Source organism: Pseudomonas sp. 28 E 9 (assembly GCF_900004785.1).
Taxonomy (GTDB): domain Bacteria; phylum Pseudomonadota; class Gammaproteobacteria; order Pseudomonadales; family Pseudomonadaceae; genus Aquipseudomonas; species Aquipseudomonas orientalis_A.
The window spans coordinates 1-23,561 of the sequence record NZ_CVTK01000024.1 but is presented as its reverse complement, the minus strand read 5'-3'; the positions used below and the strand labels follow the sequence as shown (position 1 = coordinate 23,561).

At 59.4% G+C, this 23,561-nt stretch carries 19 protein-coding genes and 1 pseudogene; 14 read left to right on the top strand and 6 right to left on the bottom strand.

All coding sequences use genetic code 11. From position 1 onward, the window contains the following. The first annotated feature begins 51 nt into the window (after positions 1-51). From BFQ00_RS04390 to BFQ00_RS04375, 4 genes are all read left to right on the top strand, one after another. Positions 52-981, top strand: a complete 930-nt coding sequence (locus BFQ00_RS04390) for a LysR family transcriptional regulator (RefSeq protein ID WP_065932721.1) — start codon at positions 52-54, stop codon at positions 979-981. A 222-nt stretch (positions 982-1,203) separates the two neighbouring features. Continuing rightward, positions 1,204-2,739: an MFS transporter gene (locus BFQ00_RS04385; RefSeq protein WP_065932720.1), complete on the top strand. Its 1,536-nt coding sequence runs from the start codon at positions 1,204-1,206 to the stop codon at positions 2,737-2,739. Between the two features lie 15 nt (positions 2,740-2,754). After that, entirely contained in the window at positions 2,755-3,813 is a 1,059-nt protein-coding gene (locus BFQ00_RS04380) for an HlyD family secretion protein (protein WP_065932719.1), read from the top strand. Further along, positions 3,810-5,252 carry an efflux transporter outer membrane subunit gene (locus BFQ00_RS04375; RefSeq protein ID WP_065932718.1) on the top strand — a complete coding sequence of 481 codons (1,443 nt, stop codon included), beginning with the start codon at positions 3,810-3,812 and terminating at the stop codon, positions 5,250-5,252. The genes BFQ00_RS04380 and BFQ00_RS04375 overlap by 4 nt, the downstream gene beginning before the upstream one ends. A 152-nt stretch (positions 5,253-5,404) precedes the next feature. Here the strand turns inward: BFQ00_RS04375 and BFQ00_RS29905 are convergent, their stop codons facing one another. From BFQ00_RS29905 to BFQ00_RS04355, 4 genes are all read right to left on the bottom strand, one after another. After that, a complete protein-coding gene (locus BFQ00_RS29905; protein WP_065932717.1) occupies positions 5,405-5,605 on the bottom strand; it encodes a hypothetical protein in 201 nt (66 codons plus the stop codon). After that, the gene (locus BFQ00_RS29790; protein ID WP_065932716.1) at positions 5,583-5,942 is read right to left on the bottom strand and encodes a helix-turn-helix domain-containing protein; all 360 of its coding nucleotides are present in this window, start codon (positions 5,940-5,942) and stop codon (positions 5,583-5,585) included. The genes BFQ00_RS29905 and BFQ00_RS29790 overlap by 23 nt, the downstream gene beginning before the upstream one ends. Positions 5,943-6,182: 240 nt before the next feature. Beyond that, complete coding sequence (locus BFQ00_RS04360) at positions 6,183-6,887, bottom strand: DUF3142 domain-containing protein (RefSeq protein ID WP_065932715.1); 705 nt, start codon at positions 6,885-6,887, stop codon at positions 6,183-6,185. Then, positions 6,884-9,046, bottom strand: a complete 2,163-nt coding sequence (locus tag BFQ00_RS04355) for an outer membrane assembly lipoprotein YfiO (RefSeq protein ID WP_065932714.1) — start codon at positions 9,044-9,046, stop codon at positions 6,884-6,886. The genes BFQ00_RS04360 and BFQ00_RS04355 overlap by 4 nt, the downstream gene beginning before the upstream one ends. Positions 9,047-9,237: 191 nt before the next feature. Here BFQ00_RS04355 and BFQ00_RS04350 point away from each other — a divergent pair, with 191 nt between their 5' ends. Continuing rightward, the gene (locus BFQ00_RS04350; RefSeq protein WP_065932713.1) at positions 9,238-10,818 is read left to right on the top strand and encodes a glycosyltransferase family 39 protein; all 1,581 of its coding nucleotides are present in this window, start codon (positions 9,238-9,240) and stop codon (positions 10,816-10,818) included. 196 nt (positions 10,819-11,014) lie between these two features. After that, positions 11,015-12,172: pseudogene (locus tag BFQ00_RS04345) on the top strand (Fic family protein); the annotation flags it as partial. 468 nt (positions 12,173-12,640) lie between these two features. On the opposite strand, the gene BFQ00_RS04340 reads toward BFQ00_RS04345, so the two are convergent. Together BFQ00_RS04340 and BFQ00_RS04335 are read right to left on the bottom strand one after the other, a co-directional pair. Continuing rightward, a complete protein-coding gene (locus BFQ00_RS04340; protein WP_065932712.1) occupies positions 12,641-13,678 on the bottom strand; it encodes a hypothetical protein in 1,038 nt (345 codons plus the stop codon). A gap of 1 nt (position 13,679) precedes the next feature. After that, the gene (locus BFQ00_RS04335) at positions 13,680-14,759 is read right to left on the bottom strand and encodes a nucleoid-associated protein (protein WP_065932711.1); all 1,080 of its coding nucleotides are present in this window, start codon (positions 14,757-14,759) and stop codon (positions 13,680-13,682) included. Positions 14,760-15,405: 646 nt separating this feature from the next. Here BFQ00_RS04335 and BFQ00_RS04330 point away from each other — a divergent pair. The 8 genes from BFQ00_RS04330 to BFQ00_RS04295 all read left to right on the top strand — a co-directional run bounded on the left by BFQ00_RS04330 (position 15,406) and on the right by BFQ00_RS04295 (position 23,466). After that, positions 15,406-15,672 (top strand): hypothetical protein, encoded by a 267-nt coding sequence (locus BFQ00_RS04330; RefSeq protein WP_065932710.1) that lies wholly within the window; start codon positions 15,406-15,408, stop codon positions 15,670-15,672. A gap of 303 nt (positions 15,673-15,975) precedes the next feature. Then, positions 15,976-16,395 carry a MarR family winged helix-turn-helix transcriptional regulator gene (locus tag BFQ00_RS04325; RefSeq protein ID WP_065886629.1) on the top strand — a complete coding sequence of 140 codons (420 nt, stop codon included), beginning with the start codon at positions 15,976-15,978 and terminating at the stop codon, positions 16,393-16,395. After that, on the top strand, positions 16,392-18,470 hold the full coding sequence (locus tag BFQ00_RS04320) for an FUSC family protein (protein WP_065932709.1): 2,079 nt from the start codon (positions 16,392-16,394) through the stop codon (positions 18,468-18,470). The genes BFQ00_RS04325 and BFQ00_RS04320 overlap by 4 nt, the downstream gene beginning before the upstream one ends. Beyond that, a complete protein-coding gene (locus tag BFQ00_RS04315; RefSeq protein WP_065886631.1) occupies positions 18,467-18,676 on the top strand; it encodes a DUF1656 domain-containing protein in 210 nt (69 codons plus the stop codon). Before BFQ00_RS04320 ends, BFQ00_RS04315 begins: the two co-directional genes overlap by 4 nt. Next, positions 18,673-19,563 (top strand): efflux RND transporter periplasmic adaptor subunit, encoded by an 891-nt coding sequence (locus BFQ00_RS04310; RefSeq protein WP_065932708.1) that lies wholly within the window; start codon positions 18,673-18,675, stop codon positions 19,561-19,563. Before BFQ00_RS04315 ends, BFQ00_RS04310 begins: the two co-directional genes overlap by 4 nt. After that, positions 19,560-21,002: an efflux transporter outer membrane subunit gene (locus BFQ00_RS04305; protein ID WP_065932707.1), complete on the top strand. Its 1,443-nt coding sequence runs from the start codon at positions 19,560-19,562 to the stop codon at positions 21,000-21,002. The genes BFQ00_RS04310 and BFQ00_RS04305 overlap by 4 nt, the downstream gene beginning before the upstream one ends. Positions 21,003-21,083: 81 nt before the next feature. After that, entirely contained in the window at positions 21,084-21,716 is a 633-nt protein-coding gene (locus BFQ00_RS04300; protein WP_065886634.1) for an NADH:ubiquinone oxidoreductase subunit N, read from the top strand. A 253-nt stretch (positions 21,717-21,969) separates the two neighbouring features. Then, positions 21,970-23,466, top strand: coding sequence for a YdgA family protein (locus tag BFQ00_RS04295; RefSeq protein ID WP_065886635.1), 1,497 nt, complete (start codon positions 21,970-21,972; stop codon positions 23,464-23,466). The last annotated feature ends 95 nt before the right edge of the window (positions 23,467-23,561 follow it).

The following is a 23,561-nucleotide window of genomic DNA, read 5'->3' as shown; positions in this document are numbered from 1 at the left end:
GCCTGCTAGGATTGCGCCCAATTCACTCCCGATCGATCACGAGTGCTTGGCATGCAACTACCGGACATGAACCTGCTGGTCGCCCTCGACGCCTTGCTCGATGAAGGCAGCGTGGTGGGCGCGGCGCGGCGGATGAACTTGAGCCCGGCGGCCATGAGCCGCACCCTCACACGTATCCGCGAAGCGGTCGGCGATCCGATCCTGGTACGCGCCGGCCGCGGCCTGGTGCCGACTCCCAAGGCGCTGGAGCTGCAAGGCCAGGTGCGCACTGTGGTGGAGCAGGCGGCGTTGCTGTTTCGCTCGGCCGATCAAGTGGACTTGAGCACCCTGCGCCGCCGCTTCAGTGTGCGCGCCAACGACTTTTTCATCGGCGTGTATGGCGGGCGACTGTTCGACACCATGCAGCGCGTGGCGCCGTTCTGCGAACTGCGCTTCGTGCCCGAAGGCGACACCGACGACGAAGCGCTGCGCGAAGGGCGGTTGGACTTGCGCGTGAGCAATACCCTGCCGGCGAGCCCTGAAGTGAAGGTGCAGAACCTGTTCTCGACCACCTTCGTCGGCCTGGCGCGGGAAGATCATCCGCTGTTCGACGCAGAGATCACCGCCGCGGGGTTTGCCAGCTATTCCCACATCAGCATCTCGCGGCGCGGCATCGCCCGTGGGCCGATCGATACCGCGTTGAACGCCCAGGGCCTGGAGCGCCGCGTGGCAATGATCGCCCCGGGCTTTCACGGTGCCATGTTCATGCTGCCCGACTCCGACCTGCTGCTGCCGGTGCCCAAGGAAGCGCTCCTCAGCGCCAGGCGCCTGAAGCTGCCGTTGCGCGCATTCCCGCTGCCAATCTCATTGCCGACGCTGGTATTGGCCCAATCCTGGCACCCACGCTTCGACAAAGACCCGGCACACAAATGGCTGCGCGAAACCATGCGCGAGAGCTGCCACGCCACCTGGCTCGAAGCCCAGCCCTCAGCCAGTCTGTAGGAGCGAGCTTGCTCGCGAAAACCGTCAACGATAACGCGTGTTTCCTGAATGACCGCGGCGCCTGTGAGGTTTTCGCGAGCGAGCTCGCTCCTACATGAGGGCTTGGCCCCTCCCATCATGGATTGCGTCTGACGCACTTATAAGCTGACAACAAGTAACTTTTTGTCATGCTAGAGCCTGATTAAACTGCTCGGGTATTTCTTTATTCCGAGTTACCTGTCCATGACCTCCCTCGCTGCCCCCGCCTTCGAGGCCGCAGCCAAACCCACTGCGCCCAGCCCACCCGTGTTCGGCCCGCGCATCATCATCGGCCTGCTTGGCGTGTTGCTGGCGGTGCTGGTGTCCGGCCTCAACGAGATGGTCACCAAGGTCGCCCTCGCCGATATCCGTGGTGCGCTGTACATCGGCTTTGACGAAGGTACCTGGCTGGTCGCGGCCTACACCGCCACCTCCGTGGCGGCGATGGCGTTCGCGCCGTGGTGTGCGGTGACGCTCTCGCTGCGCCGCTTCACCCTGTGTGCCATCGGCCTGTTTACCCTGCTCGGCATCCTGTGCCCGTTCGCACCGAACTACGAAAGCCTGCTGCTCCTGCGCACGGTGCAAGGCCTGGCCGGTGGCGCGTTGCCGCCGATGCTGATGACCGTGGCGCTGCGGTTCCTGCCGGCCAACGTCAAGTTATACGGCTTGGCCGGTTATGCCCTGACGGCCACCTTCGGCCCGAGCCTGGGCACGCCGCTGGCGGCGCTGTGGACCGAATACGTCGGCTGGCAATGGGCGTTCTGGCAGATCGTCGGGCCTTGCCTGTTGGCGATGGCCGCCGTGGCCTACGGCTTGCCGCAGGACCCGCTGCGCCTGGAGCGCTTCAAGCAGTTCAACTGGCGTGGTCTGCTGTTGGGCTTCCCGGCCATCTGCATGCTGGTGATCGGCCTGTTGCAAGGCAATCGCCTGGACTGGTTCGAGTCAGGCCTGATCACCTTCCTGCTCAGTGGCGGCACGCTGCTGATGGTGCTGTTCATGCTCAACGAGTGGTCGCAGCCGCTGCCGTTCTTCAAGTTGCAGATGCTCGGCCTGCGCAACCTGTCGTTCGCGTTGATCGTGCTGGCCGGCGTGTTGATGGTGTTGACCTCGGTCATCATCATTCCGTCGAGTTTTCTCGCCCAGGTCCAGGGTTACCGCCCCCTGCAAACCGCGCCGGTGATGCTGCTGATGGCGCTGCCGCAACTGATCGCGCTGCCGCTGGTGGCTGCGCTGTGCAACCTGCGCCGGGTCGATTGCCGCTGGGTGCTGGGGATAGGCCTGGGCATGCTGGTGCTGGGCTGCATCGGCAGTTCGCACCTGACGTCGGCGTGGATTCGCGATGATTTTTATGGCTGGTACCTGCTGCAGATTTTCGGCCAGCCGATGGCTGTGCTGCCGCTGCTGATGCTGTCCACCGGCAGTATCCAGCCCATCGAAGGGCCGTTCGCCTCGGCGTGGTTCAACACCGTCAAGGGCCTGTCCGCCGTGATCGCCACCGCCGTGCTGGATACGCTGACCACCCAGCGCGGGCATTTTCACTCGACCATGCTGGTGGACCGCCTGGGCAATTCGCCCCTGGCCGACGGCGACGCGCCGGGCCTGGCGCAGCGCCTGCACGCGCAAGTCGTGGTGCTTACTTCTTCGGATCTGTATGTCGTCATGGCCGGTGTCGCGGTGGCGCTGATCCTGCTGATTTTCTGGATGCCTACGCGGATTTTTCCGCCTCGCGCACCGACCTGACCCCAAGGATTTCTTATGAAACGCAAAGATAAAATCGCCGTCTCCGTTATCGCTGTGTTTGCCGTCGGCGTGCTGGTGTACCTGGTTGCGCCAGGCCTCCTGGGCAGCCGGAGCCAGACCACCAACGACGCCTTCGTCGCCGCCGATTTCACCCTGGTCGCCCCTCGCGTGGCCGGGTTCATCAAGGAAGTGCTGGTGCAGGACAACCAGCGCGTCAAAGCCGGCCAGCTGTTGGCGTTGATCGATGACCGCGACTTTCGCGCCGCCGCCCAGGCCGCCGACGCCGACACCCTGGTCGCCCAGGCCCAACTGAAAAACGCCAGCGCGACGCTGGAGCGCCAGAGCTCGGTGATCGCCCAGGCCCAGGCCACCGTGGCGGCAGACCGTGCCGAAGTGGCGTTTGCCGAACACGAACTGAACCGCTACAACCACCTCGCCGGCGTCGGCGCAGGCACCGTGCAGAACGCCCAGCAAGCCAAGACCCGCATCGACCAGGCCACCGCGCGCCTGGCCAAGTCCACGGCAGTGCTGGCCGCCGAACGCAAGCAAGTGGAAATCCTCACGGCCCAGCGTGACGCCGCCGAAGGCGGGCTCAAGCGCGCCCAGGCCGCACTGGAAATGGCCAGTTATCAGCTGTCCTACACGCGTATCGTCGCGCCGGTGGACGGCATGGTCGGTGAGCGGGCGGTACGGGTCGGCGCCTATGTGACACCGGGCAGCAAGATCCTCGCGGTCGTGCCGCTGGCCGAGGCCTATGTCGTGGCCAATTTCCAGGAGACGCAACTGTCCCACATGCATGCCGGCCAAGCCGTGCAAGTGCGCGTCGACAGCCTCGACGGCGAGTTGCTCAACGGTCACCTGGAAAGTCTGGCGCCGGCCACCGGGGTGACCTTCGCCGCGGTCAAGCCGGACAACGCCACCGGCAACTTCACCAAGGTGGTGCAGCGTATTCCGGTGAAGATCGTGCTGGAGCCCAATCAGCCGCTGACCGAGCGCTTGCGCGTCGGTATGTCGGTAGAGGCCAGTGTCGACACACAGGCGGTCGCGCCCCACCCTGAGGTGGCCCAGCAATGAGACAGTTCGCCTGGCTCACCTTGAGCCTCATCAGCCTGAGTGCCTGCACCGTCGGCCCGGATTTCCAACGGCCGCAAGGCCCGCAGGTGGCCCAATGGAGTGAGCCCCAGGGGCGTCAGGCAGCCAGTCGTGCCAGCAGCGACCCGTTGCAGGAGCGCTGGTGGGACGTGTTCCACGACGAGCAGTTGTCAGCGCTCACGCGTCGCGCCCTCAGCGATAACCTCGACCTGAAGCTGGCCAGCAGCCGCCTGCAACAAAGTCGCGCGGTGCGCCAGGTGACCACCGCCGAACGCTACCCCAACGTCGATGCGGGCGGCGGTTACCAGCGCAAGCGCAACAGCGCTAAAGGCTTGAACGACCCTTCCGGCGAGAACGGCCGCTCGGCCTTCAGCCAGTGGGACATGGGCTTTTCCGCTGCCTGGGAGCTGGACTTCTGGGGCCGGGTCAAGCGCGAGACCGAAGCCGCCGACGCCACCCTGGACGTTGCCGAAAACGACCGCCGCGCCGTGTTGCTGTCGGTGCTGGCCGAGACCGCGCAGGACTACATCCAACTGCGCGGCGTCCAGAACACCCGCGCCGTCACCGAGCAAAACCTCGACGTCGCCCGCCACAGCCTCAAGCTCTCGCAACTGCGCCTGGCCGACGGTGTGGCGACCGACCTGGACGTGGCCGAAGCCGCCGCCCAGGTCGCCGCCATCGAAGCACGCCTGCCCGATCTGCAGCAGCGCCAGGATCAGTTGATCAACGCCCTGAGCCTGCTGATGGGCGAGCCGCCGCAAGCCCTGCACACGCAGCTGTCCAAGGACGCGGCCGTGCCGCAGACCCAGCGCCAGGTCGCCATCGGCCTGCCGTCGGAGCTGGCCGAGCGCCGCCCGGACATCCGCCAGGCCGAAGCCCGTTTGCACGCCGCCACTGCCAGCATCGGCGTGGCCAAGGGTGATTTTTACCCGCGCATCACCCTGTCGGGCAGCCTCGGCTCCCAGGCCCTGCAACTCTCTGACTTCGGCTCCTGGGGCTCGCGCGCCTTCGCCTTCGGCCCGCAATTGAGCCTGCCGCTGTTCAACGGCGGGCGCCTGCAAGGCATCGTCGATTTACGTGAAGCCCAGCAACAGGAAGCGGCGCTGGCCTACCAGCAAACCGTGCTGCGCGCCTGGCATGAGATCGACGACCAACTGACCCGCTACAACGCCAGCCAACTGCGCCGCGACAGCCTCGCCGAAGCCGTGCGCCAGAACCAGATCGCGCTCACCACCGCGCAACAGCAGTACGTCGAAGGGGTCGCGGATTTCGTCAATGTGCTCACCGTGCAAAGCGCGCTGCTGGCGACCCAGGAACAGTGGGTGGAAAGCTCCACGGGCGTGTCGTTGGCCATGGTCGGCTTGTACAAGGCGTTGGGAGGAGGGTGGGAGTCGGTGTATCCGTTGCAGGCTGTTCAGTGATGATTTTGGGAAGTCGAGCGGGCCTTTAACGTAACGTCGTCTTCCCGTTGCGCACCCGTCAAGGATGCGCGCTGTTACGGCCAGGTGGTGCTGCCATCAGCTGCGATTCAAATCGGGTGCATACATTGGACAGCATGCGCACATCGGCACCGTTACCGGGTCGAGGAATATTGGTTACGGGTCAGGGGCAAGTTCAGCGGGTCAATCGCGAATGCATCGGGCCGCGTCAGCCAACTGTTGGCGTAGCGAAAGACGAACCCGCTGGCGTGCATGGCCACCTCGCCCACAGGCACCGGATCACCGACTGAGTGGGCTGAATAAACAAAGGCATTACCAATCGGCGTCCAGGACATCGGGTTCTCCTTCAGTGCGAACTCGCCCAGGCTCACGGGCGAGGCTCATGGTAATCCCAACCTGGTCAAGTTCCGGCGACGCGATGCTCGCCATACCTTCCTCCAGGTCCATCGCGCTAAGCACATTCATCAGCACACCGAGGGAGACGCCTGCCTCGCCCTGTCTCAGCCGCTGATACGTCTGTCTGGTGATCCCTGCACGGCTGCATATTGTGGAAATTTTCAGTCGACGACGAATGCGGGCTATTTCGATACCGTTCCCGATACCTCTTATCAGTTCAGCACTTCTCTCTGAGATATACCCTTTGTGAGGATAGGGCTTTCCTGTTTCAAGCATGATATATCACCCCTTAAAGCAGTAAAGGTAACTTATATCATCCAATTCTCTAAGGCCACCTGCAAAAAACCGGCTCAATGCCCTAATGGCTTTTTGTAGGAGCGAGCTTGCTCGCGAAAAACTCACAGGCGCCGCGTTCAATCAGGAAACACGCGTTATCGTTGACGTTTTTCGCGAGCAAGCTCGCTCCTACAGAGGACATTTGGCTCGATGCCCGGTTTTTTTCCATGGTTGGAAGATTCAAGGGTTCTGCAAAAACACCACATACCCCCGAAACCACTCATTGCCCCGCAGATACCCCGGCTCTTGCCACTCCCCGCCCTGAATCAAACCAATCTTGAACGGCACGCCCATCCGGTTCATCCGGGGCAAATAGGCCGCGTAGTCTGGAATGCTGTGGCGTCCCTGGTAGGTCTGCACCACCACTTCATCCACCACGCCCTTGAGCTGGGCGATGGCGGCCGGGTCGGCGTTGCTGCTCCAGTCCATCAAGCCGGTGATGCTCAAGCGCAGGTCGGCCGGCAGGCGCTGGCGCAGGTCGCGCAGGAAGGCGGCGTATTCGTGCAGGTATTGGGTGCGGGCGTCGAAGTCGATCTGGATGCCGACCACCGGGTTGCCCGCGTCACGCCAGCGTTGCACCTGGCCGAGCAGTTGGGTGTAGACCGGTTCCGGACAGTGCAAGGTATGGGCGCGGTAGACCACCCAGACAGTGCCCTGGGTGATGCGCGGCACGCTCATGCCCTGGGCGATCAGTTGCACGCCGCGTTGCGGTGCGCGGCGCGTGGAGTTGATCTGGCCCTGGAGGATGTACAGGGTTTTGGCCTGCTTGAGCACCGGCTGGGGCGTGACGCCGCTCCACAACCAGAAGGCGTCGTAGTCACGGGCGTCGACGGCGCCGAAGGCCGGGCTCGCCAGCAACAGCAAGCCCAGCCACAGCGACTTCACCAGTAGTACTGCAGCGATTTGCCCCACTGCGTGTCGGCGTAACCGCTCTTGAGCTGGCGGAACCAGCCTTTGCGCACGGCCGGCGCCACGTCTTCACCGCCGCAACTGTTGTAGCCGGCCGGCGCGTAGCAGTTGATGGCGCGAAACAGTGCGTAGGCCTTGTCGGTTTTCGGTGCCTTGGCGTTGGCGATCACCTGCTTGTAGCCGTCCAGGCGCGAGAAGGTCTCACCCTTGAAGTCCGAGGCGGTGCTGCCCAGGCTCCCGGCGGCGCGGGGTTGTTCCAGGGGCATGCCGTCCAGGCTGTTGCGCAGGATGAACTCACCGAAACAGTTCAGGGCGTGGGGGTTTTTTGCATCCTCCTGCAAGGTCGCGGCGGTTTGCGCGATGCCTGGGCAGGCGTAGCCGGATTCGGCCTTGTCACCGTTCCACTGGAACAGCTTCAAGGTCTGGCCGCTGGTGTAGGTGTAGCCCAGGCTGGTGCCGAGCTTGTCTTCGGACAACGAGGCTTGCTTGAGGTCGTCGGCAAAGGTCGCGAACTGGCGGTGCAACAGGTCTTTGTAGAGCAGCACGAATTGTGCGCTCTGGCGTTCGGTCGGGTCGCTGGCGTTAGCGATCTGCTGGCGCAGCAGGTCGGGGCCGGCGACGTTGCGCAGCAGGATGTAACGTACCTGTTTGGCGCTGATCGGCGAGTCGGCGGCGAATACCTTGGCCAGTTGGCCGCTGCGCTCGTAGTTCATCGCCAGGGCCAGCTCCAGCTGGTCGCGTTGCAGCGGTTGCCTGGCCAGCGGCAGCAGTTGCAGCCACAGGGCTTGCGCACCTGCCCAGTCTTGTTTGGCTTCCAGGGCCAGAGCGCGCAGGGTTTGCTGGCTGAAGGCGAAATAGTCCAGGGTTGACGGCACGTCCGCCGGCAGGTGCTTGAGGGCAGTGTCGGGTTGATGCTCGACATACAGGGCATACGCCGCTTGCAGGTAGTCGAACAATGCCGGCTCGTTGGCGAAGGTGCTTTTTTGCTTGTCGAGGTCTGCGCGGCTCAACAGCGGCGGGGTGTGGGCACGCATCGCCATCAGGTCGCTGACCACCTGCAGCATCGGGCTGTTCGTCGACGTGTTGCCGGCCATCAGTAACTTGAGGTCGGCTTCTTCGACCAATTCGTCCACGCTCACATTGCGCTGGGCGTCGGTGGCCTCGGTCAGTTGCCAGGTGAAGTCTTCGGCAAGCCTGGCATCGTCGTTCGCCAGCCAGTGCACCCGGCGCAGCAGGCCACGGGCGGAGGCAACGTAATCGCCTTGTGGATACGTTTTCAGGTAAGCGAGAAAGCCTTGTTCGGCGTGGTTCAACGCGGGCTTGTCCACCTGCTCGCGCTGCGGCATGCCGTATTCGTCGAACGCCTGGGCCTGGGCCTGGTTCAGCGAGGTGCGCGCGGTCATGTACAGCGCAGTTTCCTTCAGCCAGGGTGCATCGCTGGTCGCAGCGGCGGCGAAACCGCGCTCGGCGTCACCGAAGCGGCCACTGTAGAAGTCAGCGGCGGCCTGCAAATAAGTGCGAAACAGGTGGGCCTTGGCCGAGGGCGTCAACTGCGCGTCCACCACCTGGCCGTCCCAGTCGCAGGTCGTCAGCAGCTGCAAACGGGCTTTGACCAATACGTCGCGCTCAGCCGGCGGCATATCGGCCTTGATCACTTGGCTGATATACGCCGTGGCGCTGTCGTCATTGTTGCTGCGGCAGCGGCTGCCTTCACCATTGAGGAAGGCTTCGCCGGCGGTCTTGTATTCCTCGCGCTTGATGCCCAGCGGCTGGAGCAGGGTGTCGAGCTCGGCAGTGCGTGAATCGTCCGCCTGGTTATCGGGCTCATCGCTCGCGGCTGGAATCGGCATCAGGCGATACACCGGAAACGGCACCGGGCCGAACCCTTGGGCCAAATCCTCTTCGCCCAAGGCATTGGGCGTCAGCGGCGCGGCTTTTTTATCGGCCAGCAACAGGCGCAGGTTGACCCGGCTATCGTTGCCCGGGCTGAGGAAAGGCTGGTTGCTGCACGGTTCGAGACTGTCACGCGAGACCCGCCAGTCGGGGTAGCACGAGTCGTCGGAACTGGCTTGGGCCGCCAGGGGAATAACGGCCAGCAGGGCCAGAGCCAGAGGTGACAGCAAACCGATACGCATAACGTTTCCTTGATCCTGAGTCCGTGGAGGAGGGCAATCATAGCCTGATCCTACGAGTGCTTCGGTGAAGGCCTACGCAAATTGTTGATTTGTCTGATTCCAGCAACGGGCCCACCGCTTTTGGCCTAAAGTGGCGGTGTTTGCGCATGCGCAGGGTTTGTCCTGTAGAGGGCAGTCGTAACGGAGTCGATATGCGTCGGTCGGTGGTAGAGCAAAATGAAAAAGTCCGGGTCTTGCCTGCGTTCAATCGCCTGACCCGGGACGGCGCCGGGTGGCTCAGCCGCCTCTGGTGGGTGCCGATCCTGGCGCTGGCCATGGTCCTGCGGTTCTACCACCTGACGTCGGCGGCGATCTGGGGTGACGAAGGCTCGAGCCTCTTGCTCAGCGAATATGCGCTGGCCGACCTGTGGTTTCACGCCGCCCACGATGTGCATCCGCCGCTGTATTTTGTGCTGCTGCGCGGCTGGATCGAAGTGTTTGGCGACAGCATCTGGTCGATCAGGAGCATGAGCGCCATCCCCGGTGCCGTCGTGGTGGGCCTGGGGATCTGGCTGACGCGGCAACTGTCCACCCGTCGCGCCGCGCTGCTGGCCGGCATCCTGCTGGCGCTGCTGCCGACGGCGGTGCGCTACAGCCAGGAAGTGCGCATGTATTCGCTGCTCGGCGTATGGCTGTTGGGGGCGACGCTGGCGTTGGTCTACTGGCTGCGCCAACCCGAGCGCACACGCTACCTGGCCGCTTATGTGCTGTTGATGAGCGCCGGTTTCTACACCCATTATTTCACCGCGCTGTGTGTGCTGGTGCACTGGGCGTACCTCGGGCTGCACTCGCCAGGCCCGCGTCTGATCACGCGCCCGGCATGGTGGGTGGCCAACGCCACGATTGTGGTGTTGTACCTGCCCTGGCTGCCGAACCTTCTGGACCTGGTGCAGCACGTCGAACAACTCAAGGTAGGCGGGGACATTGGTTGGGAAGAGCCGGTCAACCTGCTGTCCCTGCCCTCGATGATCTGGCAGTTCGTGTTGCAGGATGAAGGCGTTGATTTCTGGGCACCGCTGTTCTGGACCTTCCCGCTGTTGTTGATCGCGGTGGTCTGGGTGACGGCATGGCGCAACCCCGGGGCTCGTTTGCCTGCGTTGTTTTTCCTGCTGCCGTTGCTGTTGGTGTACGGCGTGTCGTTTATCTCGCCGGTCTTTATCGAGCGCTATCTCACGGTGTACGCCCTGGGTTTGCCGATCGTCCTGGCGATGGCCATCGACCGCTTGCCGTCACGCCTGTCATGGTTGGGCGCAGCGCTGTTGGTGCTGTTTATTGGCATGGAACTGCTGGGCCTGAAGAACAACTTCGAGGTGGATGAGCAGGATCAATTCAACGTGCCGGTGGAGTTCGTCAATCGCAATTACCAGGAAGACGACCGCATCGTCCTCAGCGACATGATGTGGTACCTCAGCTACGTGTATTACGACCAGACCGACGCGCAGTTGCAGCTTTACACCCCGCCCAAACCCGACGGCACCTCGACGCGACCGAATGCCTATGGCTTCGGTACGCTGGTGGACCAGGACGGCGGACGCATCTACCTGGATCGCCTGTCAGCACTGCCTGTCCAAACGCGGCGGGTATGGTTGATCAGCAGCAACGAAGCGCCGGATGAATTCGCGCCGCTGCCGAACGGCTGGCGCGAACTCAGTCGCCAGGACGGCGGAGGCGCCAGGGCGCGGTTGTTCGTGTTATGCAACGTGCCGGCGCCGCAGCCTGAGGGTTGCCGCTAGACGCTGTTGAACAGGTTTATGAGGAACATTCCATGGAATCGCCCCTGCACAGCAAGTTGAACCTGATGTTGCAGGATGGGCGAGGGGTGTAAAAAAATATCCCGAAAAACGCAAATATGTAAAAAAAATTGGTGAGTGGTAAAAAAACTGGGATTTAATCGCTCAAGTTAATTTTCTCTGAAAGGGCTCGCCATGCTTTACCGGGAAAATGCTTGATCACACCCTTCCTGTTCGTGGGCGCGTCGTTCCCTTGTTCGACCCGCAGCGCTATGTGACTGGCCCCAGTATTCGCAACAGTCGTTGGCGAGTGGATTTCAATGGTTTGGGCTCTTTGCATTATTGCGCCACCGTAGAGCGAACGCCTGAGCTGGAAGCGTTGTTGGCGCTTGATGTATTGGCTCGTGCCAAATCCTTCATGGCCACCCTCCCACCCGCAATGATGGACCGCGCCATCCAGTGGGCGTACCTGCACGAAACCCGCGACTCATTTGCCATCGAAAAAGAACAACCCAGCGAAGAAAAATCCCGTCGCTTCGTTCAACTCCTGCGCCAGGCTCACGAAGGCCGTTTGCTCACCGAGGACTACTTGGTCGAGCTGCAAAACAGCACCGTCTCCAACCCCTTCGACAAAGCCGTCGCGTTTCGCCACGAACAAAACCATCTACACAACGGGCTCCGCGGTGCAGCCGGTGTGAGCTACGTACCGCCAGCCCCCGCGCTTTGCCAGGAATTGATGGAAGAGCTGATGGCCTTCGCCAACCAGCCCGTGCGAGGCGTCGATCCTTTAGTTGCGGCTGCAATCACCGCTTTCGGCTTCGTCTTCCTGCACCCGTTCATGGACGGTAACGGGCGCCTGTCTCGCTTCCTGATTCACCAGACGCTTTGCCACTACGGCGCACTGGAAAATGGCTTGTTGCTACCGGTCTCCGTCGCCATGAAGCACGAAGAGCAAGCCTACCTGGAGGCACTCAAGACCTTCTCCCAACCGGTTCGGGAATTCTGGAACGTCACTTGGCTGGACGTCGACCACATGGCCTTCGACTTCATCGGCCATCCCTCTATCTACCGCTACTGGGATGCGACCCGCTGCGTCGAATTCACCCTGCAAATGGCCCGCCGTGCCCTGGAAGTGGAACTGCGCGAAGAAACAGAATTCCTCGACCGCTACGACCGTGTGATCAAGGCGGTAAACCAACGCTACGACGTACGTGGGAGTGATTTGTCGAAGCTGGTAATGATGTGCCTGGATAACGGTGGGAAGCTTTCCAAGCATCGGCGTAAGCAGTTTCAGTACAGCGTGGCGGAGGAGGTGTTTGGGTTTATTGAGGAAAAGGTCCATAAATTAATTAAATAACTATTGTTGCTTTTAATGAAGGGAGGAGTAATAACTCCGCATTCTTAATATGGTCATAAGTAAAAAAATGATAAAAAGAGATACTGCCCAAAGGATTTGGGTTTTACGCCCTCTGCGATTTATATAGTCTATATCAGATATGTGATCTAAGTCTTCATTTAAAATTTTGGACAAGTCTTTTTCTGTTATCAGATCTTTGTACCGATTTTTAATGTTGATGTATGAGCTTTGAAGTCTGGATCTTTCGTCTGATAATTCGTTGATTGAATAAAAGCACACTAGTATCGAGATGCATAAGAATGCGAAAAATATCCAGTAAATTTCTTCTGTTACTTCTAAAGTAGGTGATTTTCCGCTGACGATTCGGAAAAGGAATATTGAAAAAAAGAATGAGTAAATAGCGAATATGGAAGACCTAAAGGCAGTGCCAACATTTTTCGCCAAATCACTGGCTTTCTCCGATGACTTCTAAATGGATTCTGAGATTTTGTTTTTTATTTCTATGTACTGTTTTAAGTTGTCTTTTAGATATATCTGGTAGCCAGAGCTAATCGAAGCAATAGTTTCTTTTGGAATAGATGTGAAGGAGTCTTTTTCCAGATGGATGGAGATAATGTTTCGAGCTATTCCGATTTTATCTATAGTGCTCCCATCGTTATATGTCCAGTGATATATTTCAAAGAAAATTAGAGCAGCATTCTCGATGCTTGTTGGGTTTTGTGTTGAGCTAATTGTATTTTCTATTGTTTTGTAACCATTAAGCTTTAATTTGATGTCCCCTGTTTCCAAAATTCTGGAATAGTCGCAAATAAATATAAGCGATGAGGCTAGAAGTAGAAGTGTAAAGGTGTGTTGTAATTCTGGCGGTAGAGAGCCTGTTATAACCCTAAAATCTTCCGGAATGAAGTTGTGCTGAGCTGAATTTGCGAAGTTAGTTGATTTTTCTCTTTTTAAAAGTAGGTCGTCTCGTAATATTTTTGGAGGTCTCTGTTTAGTAAGGGTGTCTCGGTTTTTAAAAAAGAATAGCGCTGTTGAAAAGCCTTGAGTTTTGTCTAGTAGTTCGAGTGTGTTTGCTTTTTCAGAAAGGTTTTTTATTTTAATGAGTGTGGAGTTAATTGATTTGTCAGCCAAAAATTTTGAAATTGCTTCAATGGAGTATATGGATAATATTTGGTCGTGCGGTATTTTTGTGATTTTAACAGTGATTGTTGTCTCCTCTTTTTCGGTATGAAGGAGGTTGATGTCAATGTTGTTTACAAAAGCTTCAAGCTCCTTTTGTTCACTCCTTTCAAGAACGTCGTTATCCTCGGTGTGGCTATATTGTAGAGTGATCTTTGGCCTGTCCCTGCCTGGGATACGCGAGAGCGCTTGTAGCAGCTGACTTATTCCCGGTGCATGGAGTTCTTCGCAAGAATATTTGGCAATGTATTCTGAATTGTTTTCGCTCTCAGAGATTAAAATCGATTTATTCGTAAAAGTTGAAATTATCGATTCTTTGATATCCATGCTAATTGTCCTGCTTGTGAAACTCGTTATAACCTTCCTCGGAATAGATTTTTAAGAACTTTCTTCCATCCGCATCCTCTCCGGTATCAAAGGTCTCATCATGATTCTTGATTTCGCCGGTAATGCGCAGCTCAAGGTTATCAGCGAGATTTATTTGTTTCTTTATTTTGGCTTTTATAATGTTTGGGGCGATTTCAAATTGCGGGTCAAATCTTGACTTCGTAGGTAATGCACTTATGTCAGCAATGAGCTTCTGCATATTGATTTCAGAACTGTCCGGGGTGTAGGACGTGAAAGCCTGATCAACTAAAGATTGAATTTGAAAATTTTGATTGGTTCTGAAATAACTAACCAGGGCATTGCGCAATGTCCAATAATCACTGTTAGATACTTTTTTTACTGTGGATATAAGAAGCTTTTCTATAGCTACGAAGGCACTTTTAGTATTGGTTTCAGGGGAGGATAATGGTACTAGCTCCAAAAAGTCGCGCCACCAATATTCTGAAATTTTTGCGTTTGAATCACCAACCCAAATTTGCTCGATTATAGAGTCGCTGACTTTAAGTATGGCGCTTTTTTGTGCTATCTGTTTTTCAGGGAGACCTACTTTCCAATCAAAGTTTTCATCCAAAAATCCCGCATGATCTATTTTGAAAAAGAGTATATATGTTTCGTCATATAACTCTATGTGTGACTGTAATAGGCTGCCCTTTCTAAGGGTGGTTATTTTTTGTAATTTTTCTTGAGTCGCTCTTTCAACTCGGTGCAGGCGTTCGGCTGTTTGCCGAGAGGCACTTTCAAAATTTGATGTAATAAGCTTATTCGAAAGAGTTGACATTTCACAACGTTCAGAGACGAAGCGATGCTCTTGACCTTTGTGATTCTTCAGCATGCTTCCTGCAAGTTCTTTAATATAGGTTTGAATCTCTTTCTTTTTCGGATTTTTGTAAGGCGCGGAAAGTTGGGTTTTTTCTAAGCTTATCTCAAATATTGATGTATTTAATATGTTTATGATTGCGGGCGTGGGTTCTTCATCAGTGCCCTCAGCTATATTGGTGTTTTCCGCAGCATTAGAATTCATAGTGGTCTCTCTAGTATTTATTTTTTTGGAGTAGAGGAGTAGCTGAAAAATCGGCATTGCCTAAATAGCGGTCTATGGGAGATTTGCAAAAAATAATAAAATTTTCAACTAGCATTGTTAGGTGTGCGCTGCACCTGAATTCGGAGTGTTTAGTTTTTTTGCTCAATTCCTATGCTCCATTTTTCGTCCATTTAAAAATGCGAACTAAGCCTTCTACTGAAGATTACCTATAGATACGGAAAGAGGCCAGCATTTCGGCATCATCAGGGATTTCGAGCGACCATGGTTCTCTGACTGCAGAGTCAGACTGTCCCGACCGTCCAGAGATGAATTGCGATTCCTGCAAAGAAGCGCTCTTCACGTTCCCTTGTTGCGGAGAAAGGGTGTGATCTTTATAGTCCTGCTGTCGCCGCACATCGGCGATCGGATTTGGCGATCCGAAATTCTGTGACGCGTTACAGCGTACATATACCGTGCGTTTTTCCTCGGATGAAGGCATTGGTTTCTATGGCGGCTGTGCGCGGGAGATCTTCGGATCTGCCGGGTTTCACAGATAACCGGTTCGCCAACCTGCGTACAGCTGCCACCCTTACTCGTTTGGCGACGGGAGAAGGTGGTTCAAATTCATATCTGTGAGGTTTTATCGATGGACCAATACAAGCCGCTTCAAACCAACCCCACCAACGTTCCCGTCCTGGCCTTCAACACCTTTGCCCCTTCGCATTTGCTCCACGAAACGGCGCGCAGTCGCGTGCGTATCGGTACTGAGTTGTTGGAAACCCTGAACTCTGCGGCGGACAATCCAAACCTCCATCACCTGGTCACGGCCGTGCTGGTCTCATTGCGTGATGGCTTGGACATGATGGGTGAAATTCAGCGTCGTCTGGATGGGCAGGCTGAACAGCAGGCATGAGGCCGACGCTGACCTAATGTGGGAGCGGGCTTGCCCGCGAAAGCGGTGTGGTCAGTCACTGAATATTCAACTGAACCACCGCTTTCGCAGGCAAGCCAGCTCCCACATTTTGTTTGTCGTATGGCGAATATCAGCGATTTGCTGATGCCTACCCTAAAACCCGCTTTACTCAAGCCACATCCCACCACTCATCTGCGAAATTGTTTCAAAACTTGACGGCGAACCCTTCCTCCACCATATTGATAGTTAGCAAACTAACTGTATGCGAACTATCCAGTGTCCCAATCCCTCGAACAACTCCAGATGAACCTCAGCAGCAGCATGGTGGTGGGCGCCCGTAACTGGCGCAAAATCTGCCAGGCCACGCTGGTGAGCTATGGCATCTCTGAAGCCTGCGCCGTGCCGCTGTTGATGATTGGCCGCCTGGGCGACGGTGTGCATCAGGTCAAAGTGGCCCAGGCTTCAGGCATGGAAAGCCCGTCGCTGGTGCGTCTGCTCGACCGGCTGTGCAGCGATGGCTATGTGTGCCGCACCGAAGACATCCATGACCGTCGCGCCAAGGCCCTGAGCCTCACCGAGCGCGGCCGTGAGCTGGTGCAGGCAGTGGAAGCGCAACTGGTGCGCCTGCGCAAGGAAGTCCTGGTAGACATCGCCGCCACCGATCTGGAAGCCGCGCTGCGCGTGCTGCGCGCCTTCGAGGCGGCCGAGGCGGTAGCGCCTTGAACGGATTCTTTACCGGTTTTCCGCCTGCTCGCGACTGGTTCTACGGGGTGCGTACCTTCGCCGCGTCGATGATCGCGCTGTACATCGCCATGCTCATGCAAATGCCGCGTCCGTATTGGGCCATGGCTACGGTGTATATCGTCTCCAGCCCGTTTGTCGGCCCCACCAGTTCCAAAGCGTTGTACCGTGCAATCGGCACCTTGATGGGCGCGGCGGCGGCGGTGTTCTTTGTGCCGATGTTCGTGCAGTCACCCTACATTCTGGTGGTGGTGATCGCCCTGTGGACGGGCACCTTGCTGTTCCTTTCCCTGCATCTGCGCACTGCCAACAGCTACGCCCTGATGCTGGCCGGCTACACCTTGCCGCTGATTGCCCTGCCGGTGGTGGACAACCCCCTGGCGGTGTGGGATGTGGCCGAGGCGCGTACCGAGGAAATCTTCCTCGGCATCGCCGTGGCGGCCGTGGTGGGTGCGATGTTCTGGCCGCGTCGCCTGATGCCGGTGTTCGATGGCTCGGTTGCCAAGTGGTTCAGCGACGCCCAAGTCTACAGCCAGCGCTTTCTCACCCGCGATGTGGCGCCTGAAGCCATCAGCGGCCTGCGCGGCGGCATGGTCGCCACGTTCAACACCCTCGAGTTGATGATCGGCCAGTTGCCCCACGAAGGCGCGCGGCCGCAGACGGTGCGCAACACCAAGGAATTGCGCGGGCGGATGATTCACCTGTTGCCGGTGATCGATGCCCTGGACGATGCGGTGTACGCCATTGAACATCGCGCGCCGCAATTTCTCGATCGGCTCACGCCGTTGCTGCAAGCCGCCAACGCCTGGCTGCAAAGCACCACCGAAACCGCGCCACTGGAACGCTGGCGCGTGCTGCGTGACAAGATCGACGCTGCGCAACCCCAGGGCGCAGCGCTGGACGACCGCCACACGCTGCTGTTCTCCAACGCCCTGTACCGCCTCGGTGAGTGGGTCGACCTGTGGCAGGACTGCCGCAGCCTGCAAGCCGCCATTCAGTGCGAAAGCCAGGACACCTGGCGCGCCGTCTACCGCCACTGGCGCCTGGGCCGGCTCACGCCATTCCTGGATCGTGGCCTGATGTTCTACTCGGCGTTTTCCACCGTCACCGCGATCATCGTCGCCTCGGTGTTGTGGATTTTGCTGGGCTGGACCGACGGCGGCAGTGCGGTGATCCTGGCGGCGGTGGCGTGCAGCTTTTTCGCCTCGATGGACGACCCCGCGCCGCAGATCTATCGGTTCTTTTTCTGGACCGCCATGTCGGTGCTGTTCGCCAGCCTCTATCTGTTCCTGGTGCTGCCCAACCTGCACGATTTCCCCATGCTGGTGCTGGCGTTCGCCGTGCCGTTCATCTGCATCGGCACCCTCACCGTGCAGCCACGGTTCTACCTGGGCATGCTGCTGACGCTGGTCAACACCTCGTCGTTCATCAGCATCCAGGGCGCCTATGACGCGGATTTCCTCAACTTCGCCAACGTCAATCTGGCCGGGCCCGTGGGCCTGCTGTTTGCCTTTGTATGGACCCTGATCGCACGGCCCTTCGGCGCCGAACTGGCGGCCAAGCGCCTGACCCGTTTCAGCTGGCGCGACATCGTCAGCCTCACCGAGCCCGCCACCCTGGCCGAACATCGGCACATGGCCGCGCAAATGCTCGACCGCCTGATGCAGCACCTGCCGCGCCTGGGCCTCACGGGCCAGGACACCGGTACCGCCCTGCGCGACTTGCGCGTGGCGCTGAACCTGCTCGATCTGCTCGCCTACTCGCCGCGCATCCTCGGCGTGCCGCGCGTGCTGCTCAACCAGGTGGTGGAAGGCGTTGGCGGTTATTTCAAGGCCTGCCTCAAGGCCGGTGAACGCTTGCCCGCGCCCAGCGGTCTGCTGATGACCCTGGACCGCACGCGCCGCGCCCTCAACGGCCAGGGCCTGCAAGACGCCGATGACACGCGCCTGCACCTGCTGCATGCCCTGGCCGGCCTGCGCCTGGCGCTGTTGCCCGGCGTGGAGTTCATTGGCGGCACGGAAATCGAAGCGCCGTTACCGGATGGAGCGCCCTTATGATCGGTGACCTGGATATAAGCGGCGTCTTCCTGCCCACGCTGCTGGTGCTGATGGGCATTACCTATGTGTTGTTTCTGGTGCTGCATGGGCTGTTGACGCGCATGCACTTCTATCGCCTGGTCTGGCACCGGGCATTGTTCAATGTGGGGCTGTACGCGCTGTTGCTGGGCGCGGTGGACTCACTCAGTCGATATCTGATGACATGAAAAAACCTTTTTTGACTATCGGCCGTGTCGTCCTGACGCTGTTGATCGTGAGCTTCGCGGTCGTCGTGGTGTGGCGCATGGTCATGTACTACATGTTTGCGCCCTGGACCCGTGACGGCCACATCCGCGCCGACATCGTGCAGATCGCCCCGGACGTGTCCGGGCTGATTCAGCGTGTCGATGTGCACGACAACCAGTTGGTGAGCAAAGGCCAGGTGCTGTTCGCCGTCGATCAGGACCGTTTCAAGCTGGCCCTGCGCCAGGCCCGGGCCGCCGTGGCCGACCGCCAGGAAACCCTGGCCCAGGCCCAGCGCGAGTACAAGCGTAACCGTGGCCTGGGCAACCTGGTGCCCAGCGAGCAACTGGAAGAAAGCCAGTCCCGCGTGGCCCGTGCCCAATCGGCCCTGGCCGAAGCGCAAGTGACGGTGGATTCGGCCCAGCTCAATCTTGACCGCTCGGTGATCCGCAGCCCGGTGGACGGCTACGTCAACGACCGCGCGCCGCGTGCCCAGGAATTCGTCACCGCCGGCCGCCCGGTGCTGTCGGTGGTGGACAGCAACTCCTTCCATATCGACGGCTATTTCGAAGAAACCAAACTGGACGGCATCCGCGTCGGCATGGGCGTGGATATCCGCGTGATCGGCGACAACGCCCGCCTGCATGGGCATGTGCAGAGTATCGTCGCCGGTATCGAGGACCGCGACCGCAGCAGCGGTTCCAACCTGCTGCCCAACGTCAACCCGGCGTTCAGTTGGGTACGCCTGGCCCAGCGGATTCCGGTACGCATCGCCTTTGATGACGTGCCGGCGGACTTCCGCATGATCGCCGGGCGTACCGCGACCGTGTCGATCATCGACGACAAGACCAACGCCGGAGACCAGCCATGAAGCAACTGCTGGCCACCGCTGCGCTGGGGGTGTTGCTGTCGGCCTGCCAGGCGGTAGGCCCGGACTACAAGTTGCCGGACACGGCCGCCGTCAACCGTGACGACCTGCAAGGTGCCATCGCCGGCGAGGGCAATAACGTGGTGTCGGCGCCCGTGCCGACGGACTGGTGGAAGCTGTACAAAGACCCGCGCCTGGATGAACTGGTGCGCCAGGCCATGGCCTCCAACACCGACCTGCGCGTGGCCGCGGCCAACTTGCAACGCGCGCGCTACCAGACCCAGCAGGCCGAATCCGCCGGTGGCTGGAGTGCCGGGGCCAAGGCCGAAGCGCAGCGCTTGCAGGAGTCCGGCGAAGCCTTCCTGCTGGCGGACAAAGTGCCGGTGGGCAACATCGGCAGCGTGGGCATCACCACCTCGTATCAATTCGACCTGTTCGGCACCTTGCAGCGCGGCATCGAAAGCGCCCAGGCCAACGCCGATGCGGCCCAGGCGGCCGCCGATATCGCGCGCATTACCCTGGTGGCCGATGTGGTGCGCGCCTACACCCAGGTCTGCGCCGCCAACGAAGAGCTGGCCATCGCCAACGAGTCCCTCGACCTGCAAGCCCAAAGCACCAAGCTCACCCAGCGCCTGCGCGACGCCGGCCGTGGCGATGAAACCCAAGTCACGCGCTCGCAAACCCAATACAAATCCCTGCGCGCCGATATGCCGCGCTACGAAGCGGCGCGTCAGGCCGGGTTGTTCCGTCTGTCGATGCTGCTGGCCAAGCCCCTCGATCAATTGCCGGCCGGCACCGGCAGTTGCGCCGAGTTGCCGCACATCGCCCAGCTGTTGCCGGTGGGCGACGGTGCGACGTTGCTCAAGCGCCGCCCGGATGTGCGCCAGGCCGAACGCCAGCTGGCCGCTGCGACCGCGCGCATCGGCGTAGCCACCGGCGCCTTGTACCCGGACATCGCCATCGGCGCCACGGTGGGCACGGTGGGCCTGCTCGACAACCTCGGCCAGCCTGCGACCAATCGCTGGGGCTTTGGCCCGATGATCAGCTGGACAGTGCCAACCAACGGCGCCCGCGCACGCATTCACGAAGCCGAAGCCGCGACCCAGGGCGCCCTGGCGCATTTCGATGGGGTGGTACTCAATGCTATCCGCGAAACTCAGACCGGCCTGGCGCAGTACACCGCGATGCTGCAGCGCCGTGAAGCGCTGGCCGACGCCGAGCGTTCGGCGCGCGAGGCGGCGGACCAGACCCACCGCTTCTTTCAGGCCGGGCGCGAGTCGTTTCTCGCCGATCTGCAGGCGACCCGCACCTACACTGCCATGCGCGCGCAATTGGCGGCGGCCAACACCCAGGTTGCGATGAGCCAGATCGACCTGTTCCTGGCGCTGGGCGGCGGCTGGGAAAGCGGACGAACGCAAGGGATAAAACCCGGCAAACCGTGAGGTGATAGCTATGCTTTGTCAGGTGAGGCGTCGTGAAGCCTCACTCGACACTGCTCGCGTTTGCTCATGGGGATTCCAATAATGAAAAACCCTTATGCTCCCGCTTTCTGGTGCGTGCTCTTGGCACTGGTGCTGTTATCGGCCGCGTATTTCTACGGCGTCATGCTCGCCCACCAACTCGACAAGGCCATGGTCTTTCTCGACAGCGCCTGCCTGGTGATCGGCACCTTGTCCATCGGCGTGGTGGCCTGGGCCTCCTATCAAAACCAACGGGTGAAGCGAAAGTTGCTGGAACAAGGCAAGACCCGCGTCGCAATCTGGGACACCAAGGTGGCCCTGCGCCGTGTCGAAACCGTGTTTGACCGCTATTTCTGGGGCAGCTACTGGCAACCCGGTCGCACGTTCCAGGAAGTCATGGGCGACCTCACCGGCACGCCCCTGGAAAAAAGCCTCGAAGTGCTGAAGACGCAATGTGTCGTGCTGGATCGACAGGTCGCTGACGGCAGGCATTGGCTGAATAACGCGCGGGAATTGTCCGATGTCGCCACGCAAATGGCCCGCGAGCGCTATCAGCTGGATTTCTGCGACCCCAAGACCGACACCCCCGGCAACGCGGTGATACACCGTGAGTTCGAGGTATTGGTCTACACCTGGACGGCGCGCCTGAAGAGTTTTGATCACCAGTTGGATGAAATAGAGCTGGAGTACTCCTGAACTCCTGATGAACTGATCCTTCTGAAAGGCTGGGCCGTTTGCGCCCGCCAGTGCTAATCTTCCCCAGCCTTTCGGCCACACGGGCCACTACTGTAGGAGCGGGCTTGCTCGCGAAAAACCTCAACGATAACGCGTGCATTCTGAATAAACGCGGTGCCTATGAGTTCTTCGCGAGCAAGCTCGCTCCTACAAGGACCCCTCCGGGGTTCAAGGAAGACAGCCCACTTCTCACAGGATTTGATCAGGTCACTTCATGAATAAGCCAGCAGTCGTTCTTTTGGGTTTCGTTGTCGCCGTTGGCGTCGTCAGTGCAGGCGGTGCCTGGTACACCGGTAAACAACTGGAGCCGGTCCTGCAAACCGCGATCCAGAACGCCAACAAGGAACTGCAGACCTCCATGGCCGGCGTGGACGGTAGTGTGTCCCTGGAGCTGGTCTCCCTGGACCGTGGTGTGTTCAGCAGCACCGCCCATTACCGCCTCAAAGGCCAGGGCCGTGTGTTCGGCGAGCAAAACCCCAACCCCGAGCTGCTGTTCGTCGACCATATCGAACACGGCCCGCTGCCGTTCTCGCGCCTGGTCACCCTGAAATGGCTGCCGGTGATGGCCACCAGTCACTACGAACTGGAAAAGAACGCCACCACTGAACAATGGTTCGCCGCCGCCAAAGACGTGTCGCCGCTCAAAGGTGTGGCCAATATCGGCTACAGCCGTTCGGTCAACGGCAACGTCGAATTGCTGCCCCTGGAATTCAAGGACGACAAGTCCTCGGTGAGCTTCTCCGGCGCCAACCTGGAATTCGACAGCAGCGCCGAAGGCCAGAAGGTCAAGGCCGACGGCTACATGAACAGCCTCAAGGTCGCGGCCGTCGATGCCAATGGCGACGCGTTCGCAGCTGAACTGGCCGGCCTGACCGTTGCCAGCAACCTGGCCAAATCCACGTTCGGTTTCTACACCGGCCAGAACACCATCGAACTGACCGACACCAAGGTCACCTTCGGCCCGCAGAAGTCTGTGCTGACCCTCAAGGGTTTCGAGCAGAAAGACTCCAGCGAGACCAAGGACAACAACCTGGCCGGCCGCGTCGACTACAAGATCGACGAGATCGGTTACCAGGGTAAGCCCGTGGGCTCGGCCGCCATGGCCGTCAGCATGAAGAACGTCGACATCCCGGCAATGCTGGTGCTGACCAAGCTCTACCAGGACAAGATGCAGCCGGTGCAAGCCGCCGCCGCTGCCGGTCAACCCGCGCCCGAGCTGCAACTGACCGAAGCCGAACAGACCCTGGCCGAAGCCAACGTCAACCAGGTGCTGGCCGCCAAGCCGCAAGTGGCGGTGGAAAACCTGTCGCTGAAAACCACCCATGGCGAGAGCAAGTTCAACCTTGTCCTGGACCTGGCCAAGCCGGCCTCCATGGAACTGCCACCGGTTGAGCTGGGCAAGCAGATGATTGCGCTGCTGGACGCCAATCTCACCCTGTCCAAACCGATGATCAGCGACGTGGCCGCGCTGCAAGCCCAGGTCGGCGGCGTGACTGACCCTAAAGCCATCGAACAGCAATCGCAAATGGCGGCCGAGATGGTCAGCGGCGTGGCCGTGGGCACTCAACTGGCAACCCTGGTGGGCACCGACGTGGTATCCAAGCTGCATTACGCCAACAACGAAGTGACCTTCAACGGCCAGAAGATGACCGTCGAGCAGTTCATCAGCTTCGTAATGTCCAAAGCCGGTGCCATGGGCGGCGCGCAATAACCCTGAAATGCAGTTAACAATGTGGGAGGGGGCTTGCCCCCGATGGCGGAGTGTCAGTCAACTTATCTGTGGCTGGCCCACCGCTATCGGGGGCA

Excerpts from the sequence above, each read along its gene's own strand:
- BFQ00_RS04390 (WP_065932721.1), top strand. The coding sequence starts at position 52 with ATGCAACTACCGGACATGAACCTGCTGGTCGCCCTCGACGCCTTGCTC.
- BFQ00_RS04385 (WP_065932720.1), top strand. The coding sequence starts at position 1,204 with ATGACCTCCCTCGCTGCCCCCGCCTTCGAGGCCGCAGCCAAACCCACT.
- BFQ00_RS04380 (WP_065932719.1), top strand. The coding sequence starts at position 2,755 with ATGAAACGCAAAGATAAAATCGCCGTCTCCGTTATCGCTGTGTTTGCC.
- BFQ00_RS04375 (WP_065932718.1), top strand. The coding sequence starts at position 3,810 with ATGAGACAGTTCGCCTGGCTCACCTTGAGCCTCATCAGCCTGAGTGCC.
- BFQ00_RS29905 (WP_065932717.1), bottom strand. The coding sequence starts at position 5,605 with ATGTCCTGGACGCCGATTGGTAATGCCTTTGTTTATTCAGCCCACTCA.
- BFQ00_RS29790 (WP_065932716.1), bottom strand. The coding sequence starts at position 5,942 with ATGCTTGAAACAGGAAAGCCCTATCCTCACAAAGGGTATATCTCAGAG.
- BFQ00_RS04355 (WP_065932714.1), bottom strand. The coding sequence starts at position 9,046 with ATGCGTATCGGTTTGCTGTCACCTCTGGCTCTGGCCCTGCTGGCCGTT.
- BFQ00_RS04350 (WP_065932713.1), top strand. The coding sequence starts at position 9,238 with ATGCGTCGGTCGGTGGTAGAGCAAAATGAAAAAGTCCGGGTCTTGCCT.
- BFQ00_RS04340 (WP_065932712.1), bottom strand. The coding sequence starts at position 13,678 with ATGGATATCAAAGAATCGATAATTTCAACTTTTACGAATAAATCGATT.
- BFQ00_RS04335 (WP_065932711.1), bottom strand. The coding sequence starts at position 14,759 with ATGAATTCTAATGCTGCGGAAAACACCAATATAGCTGAGGGCACTGAT.
- BFQ00_RS04330 (WP_065932710.1), top strand. The coding sequence starts at position 15,406 with ATGGACCAATACAAGCCGCTTCAAACCAACCCCACCAACGTTCCCGTC.
- BFQ00_RS04325 (WP_065886629.1), top strand. The coding sequence starts at position 15,976 with ATGAACCTCAGCAGCAGCATGGTGGTGGGCGCCCGTAACTGGCGCAAA.
- BFQ00_RS04315 (WP_065886631.1), top strand. The coding sequence starts at position 18,467 with ATGATCGGTGACCTGGATATAAGCGGCGTCTTCCTGCCCACGCTGCTG.
- BFQ00_RS04310 (WP_065932708.1), top strand. The coding sequence starts at position 18,673 with ATGAAAAAACCTTTTTTGACTATCGGCCGTGTCGTCCTGACGCTGTTG.
- BFQ00_RS04305 (WP_065932707.1), top strand. The coding sequence starts at position 19,560 with ATGAAGCAACTGCTGGCCACCGCTGCGCTGGGGGTGTTGCTGTCGGCC.
- BFQ00_RS04300 (WP_065886634.1), top strand. The coding sequence starts at position 21,084 with ATGAAAAACCCTTATGCTCCCGCTTTCTGGTGCGTGCTCTTGGCACTG.
- BFQ00_RS04295 (WP_065886635.1), top strand. The coding sequence starts at position 21,970 with ATGAATAAGCCAGCAGTCGTTCTTTTGGGTTTCGTTGTCGCCGTTGGC.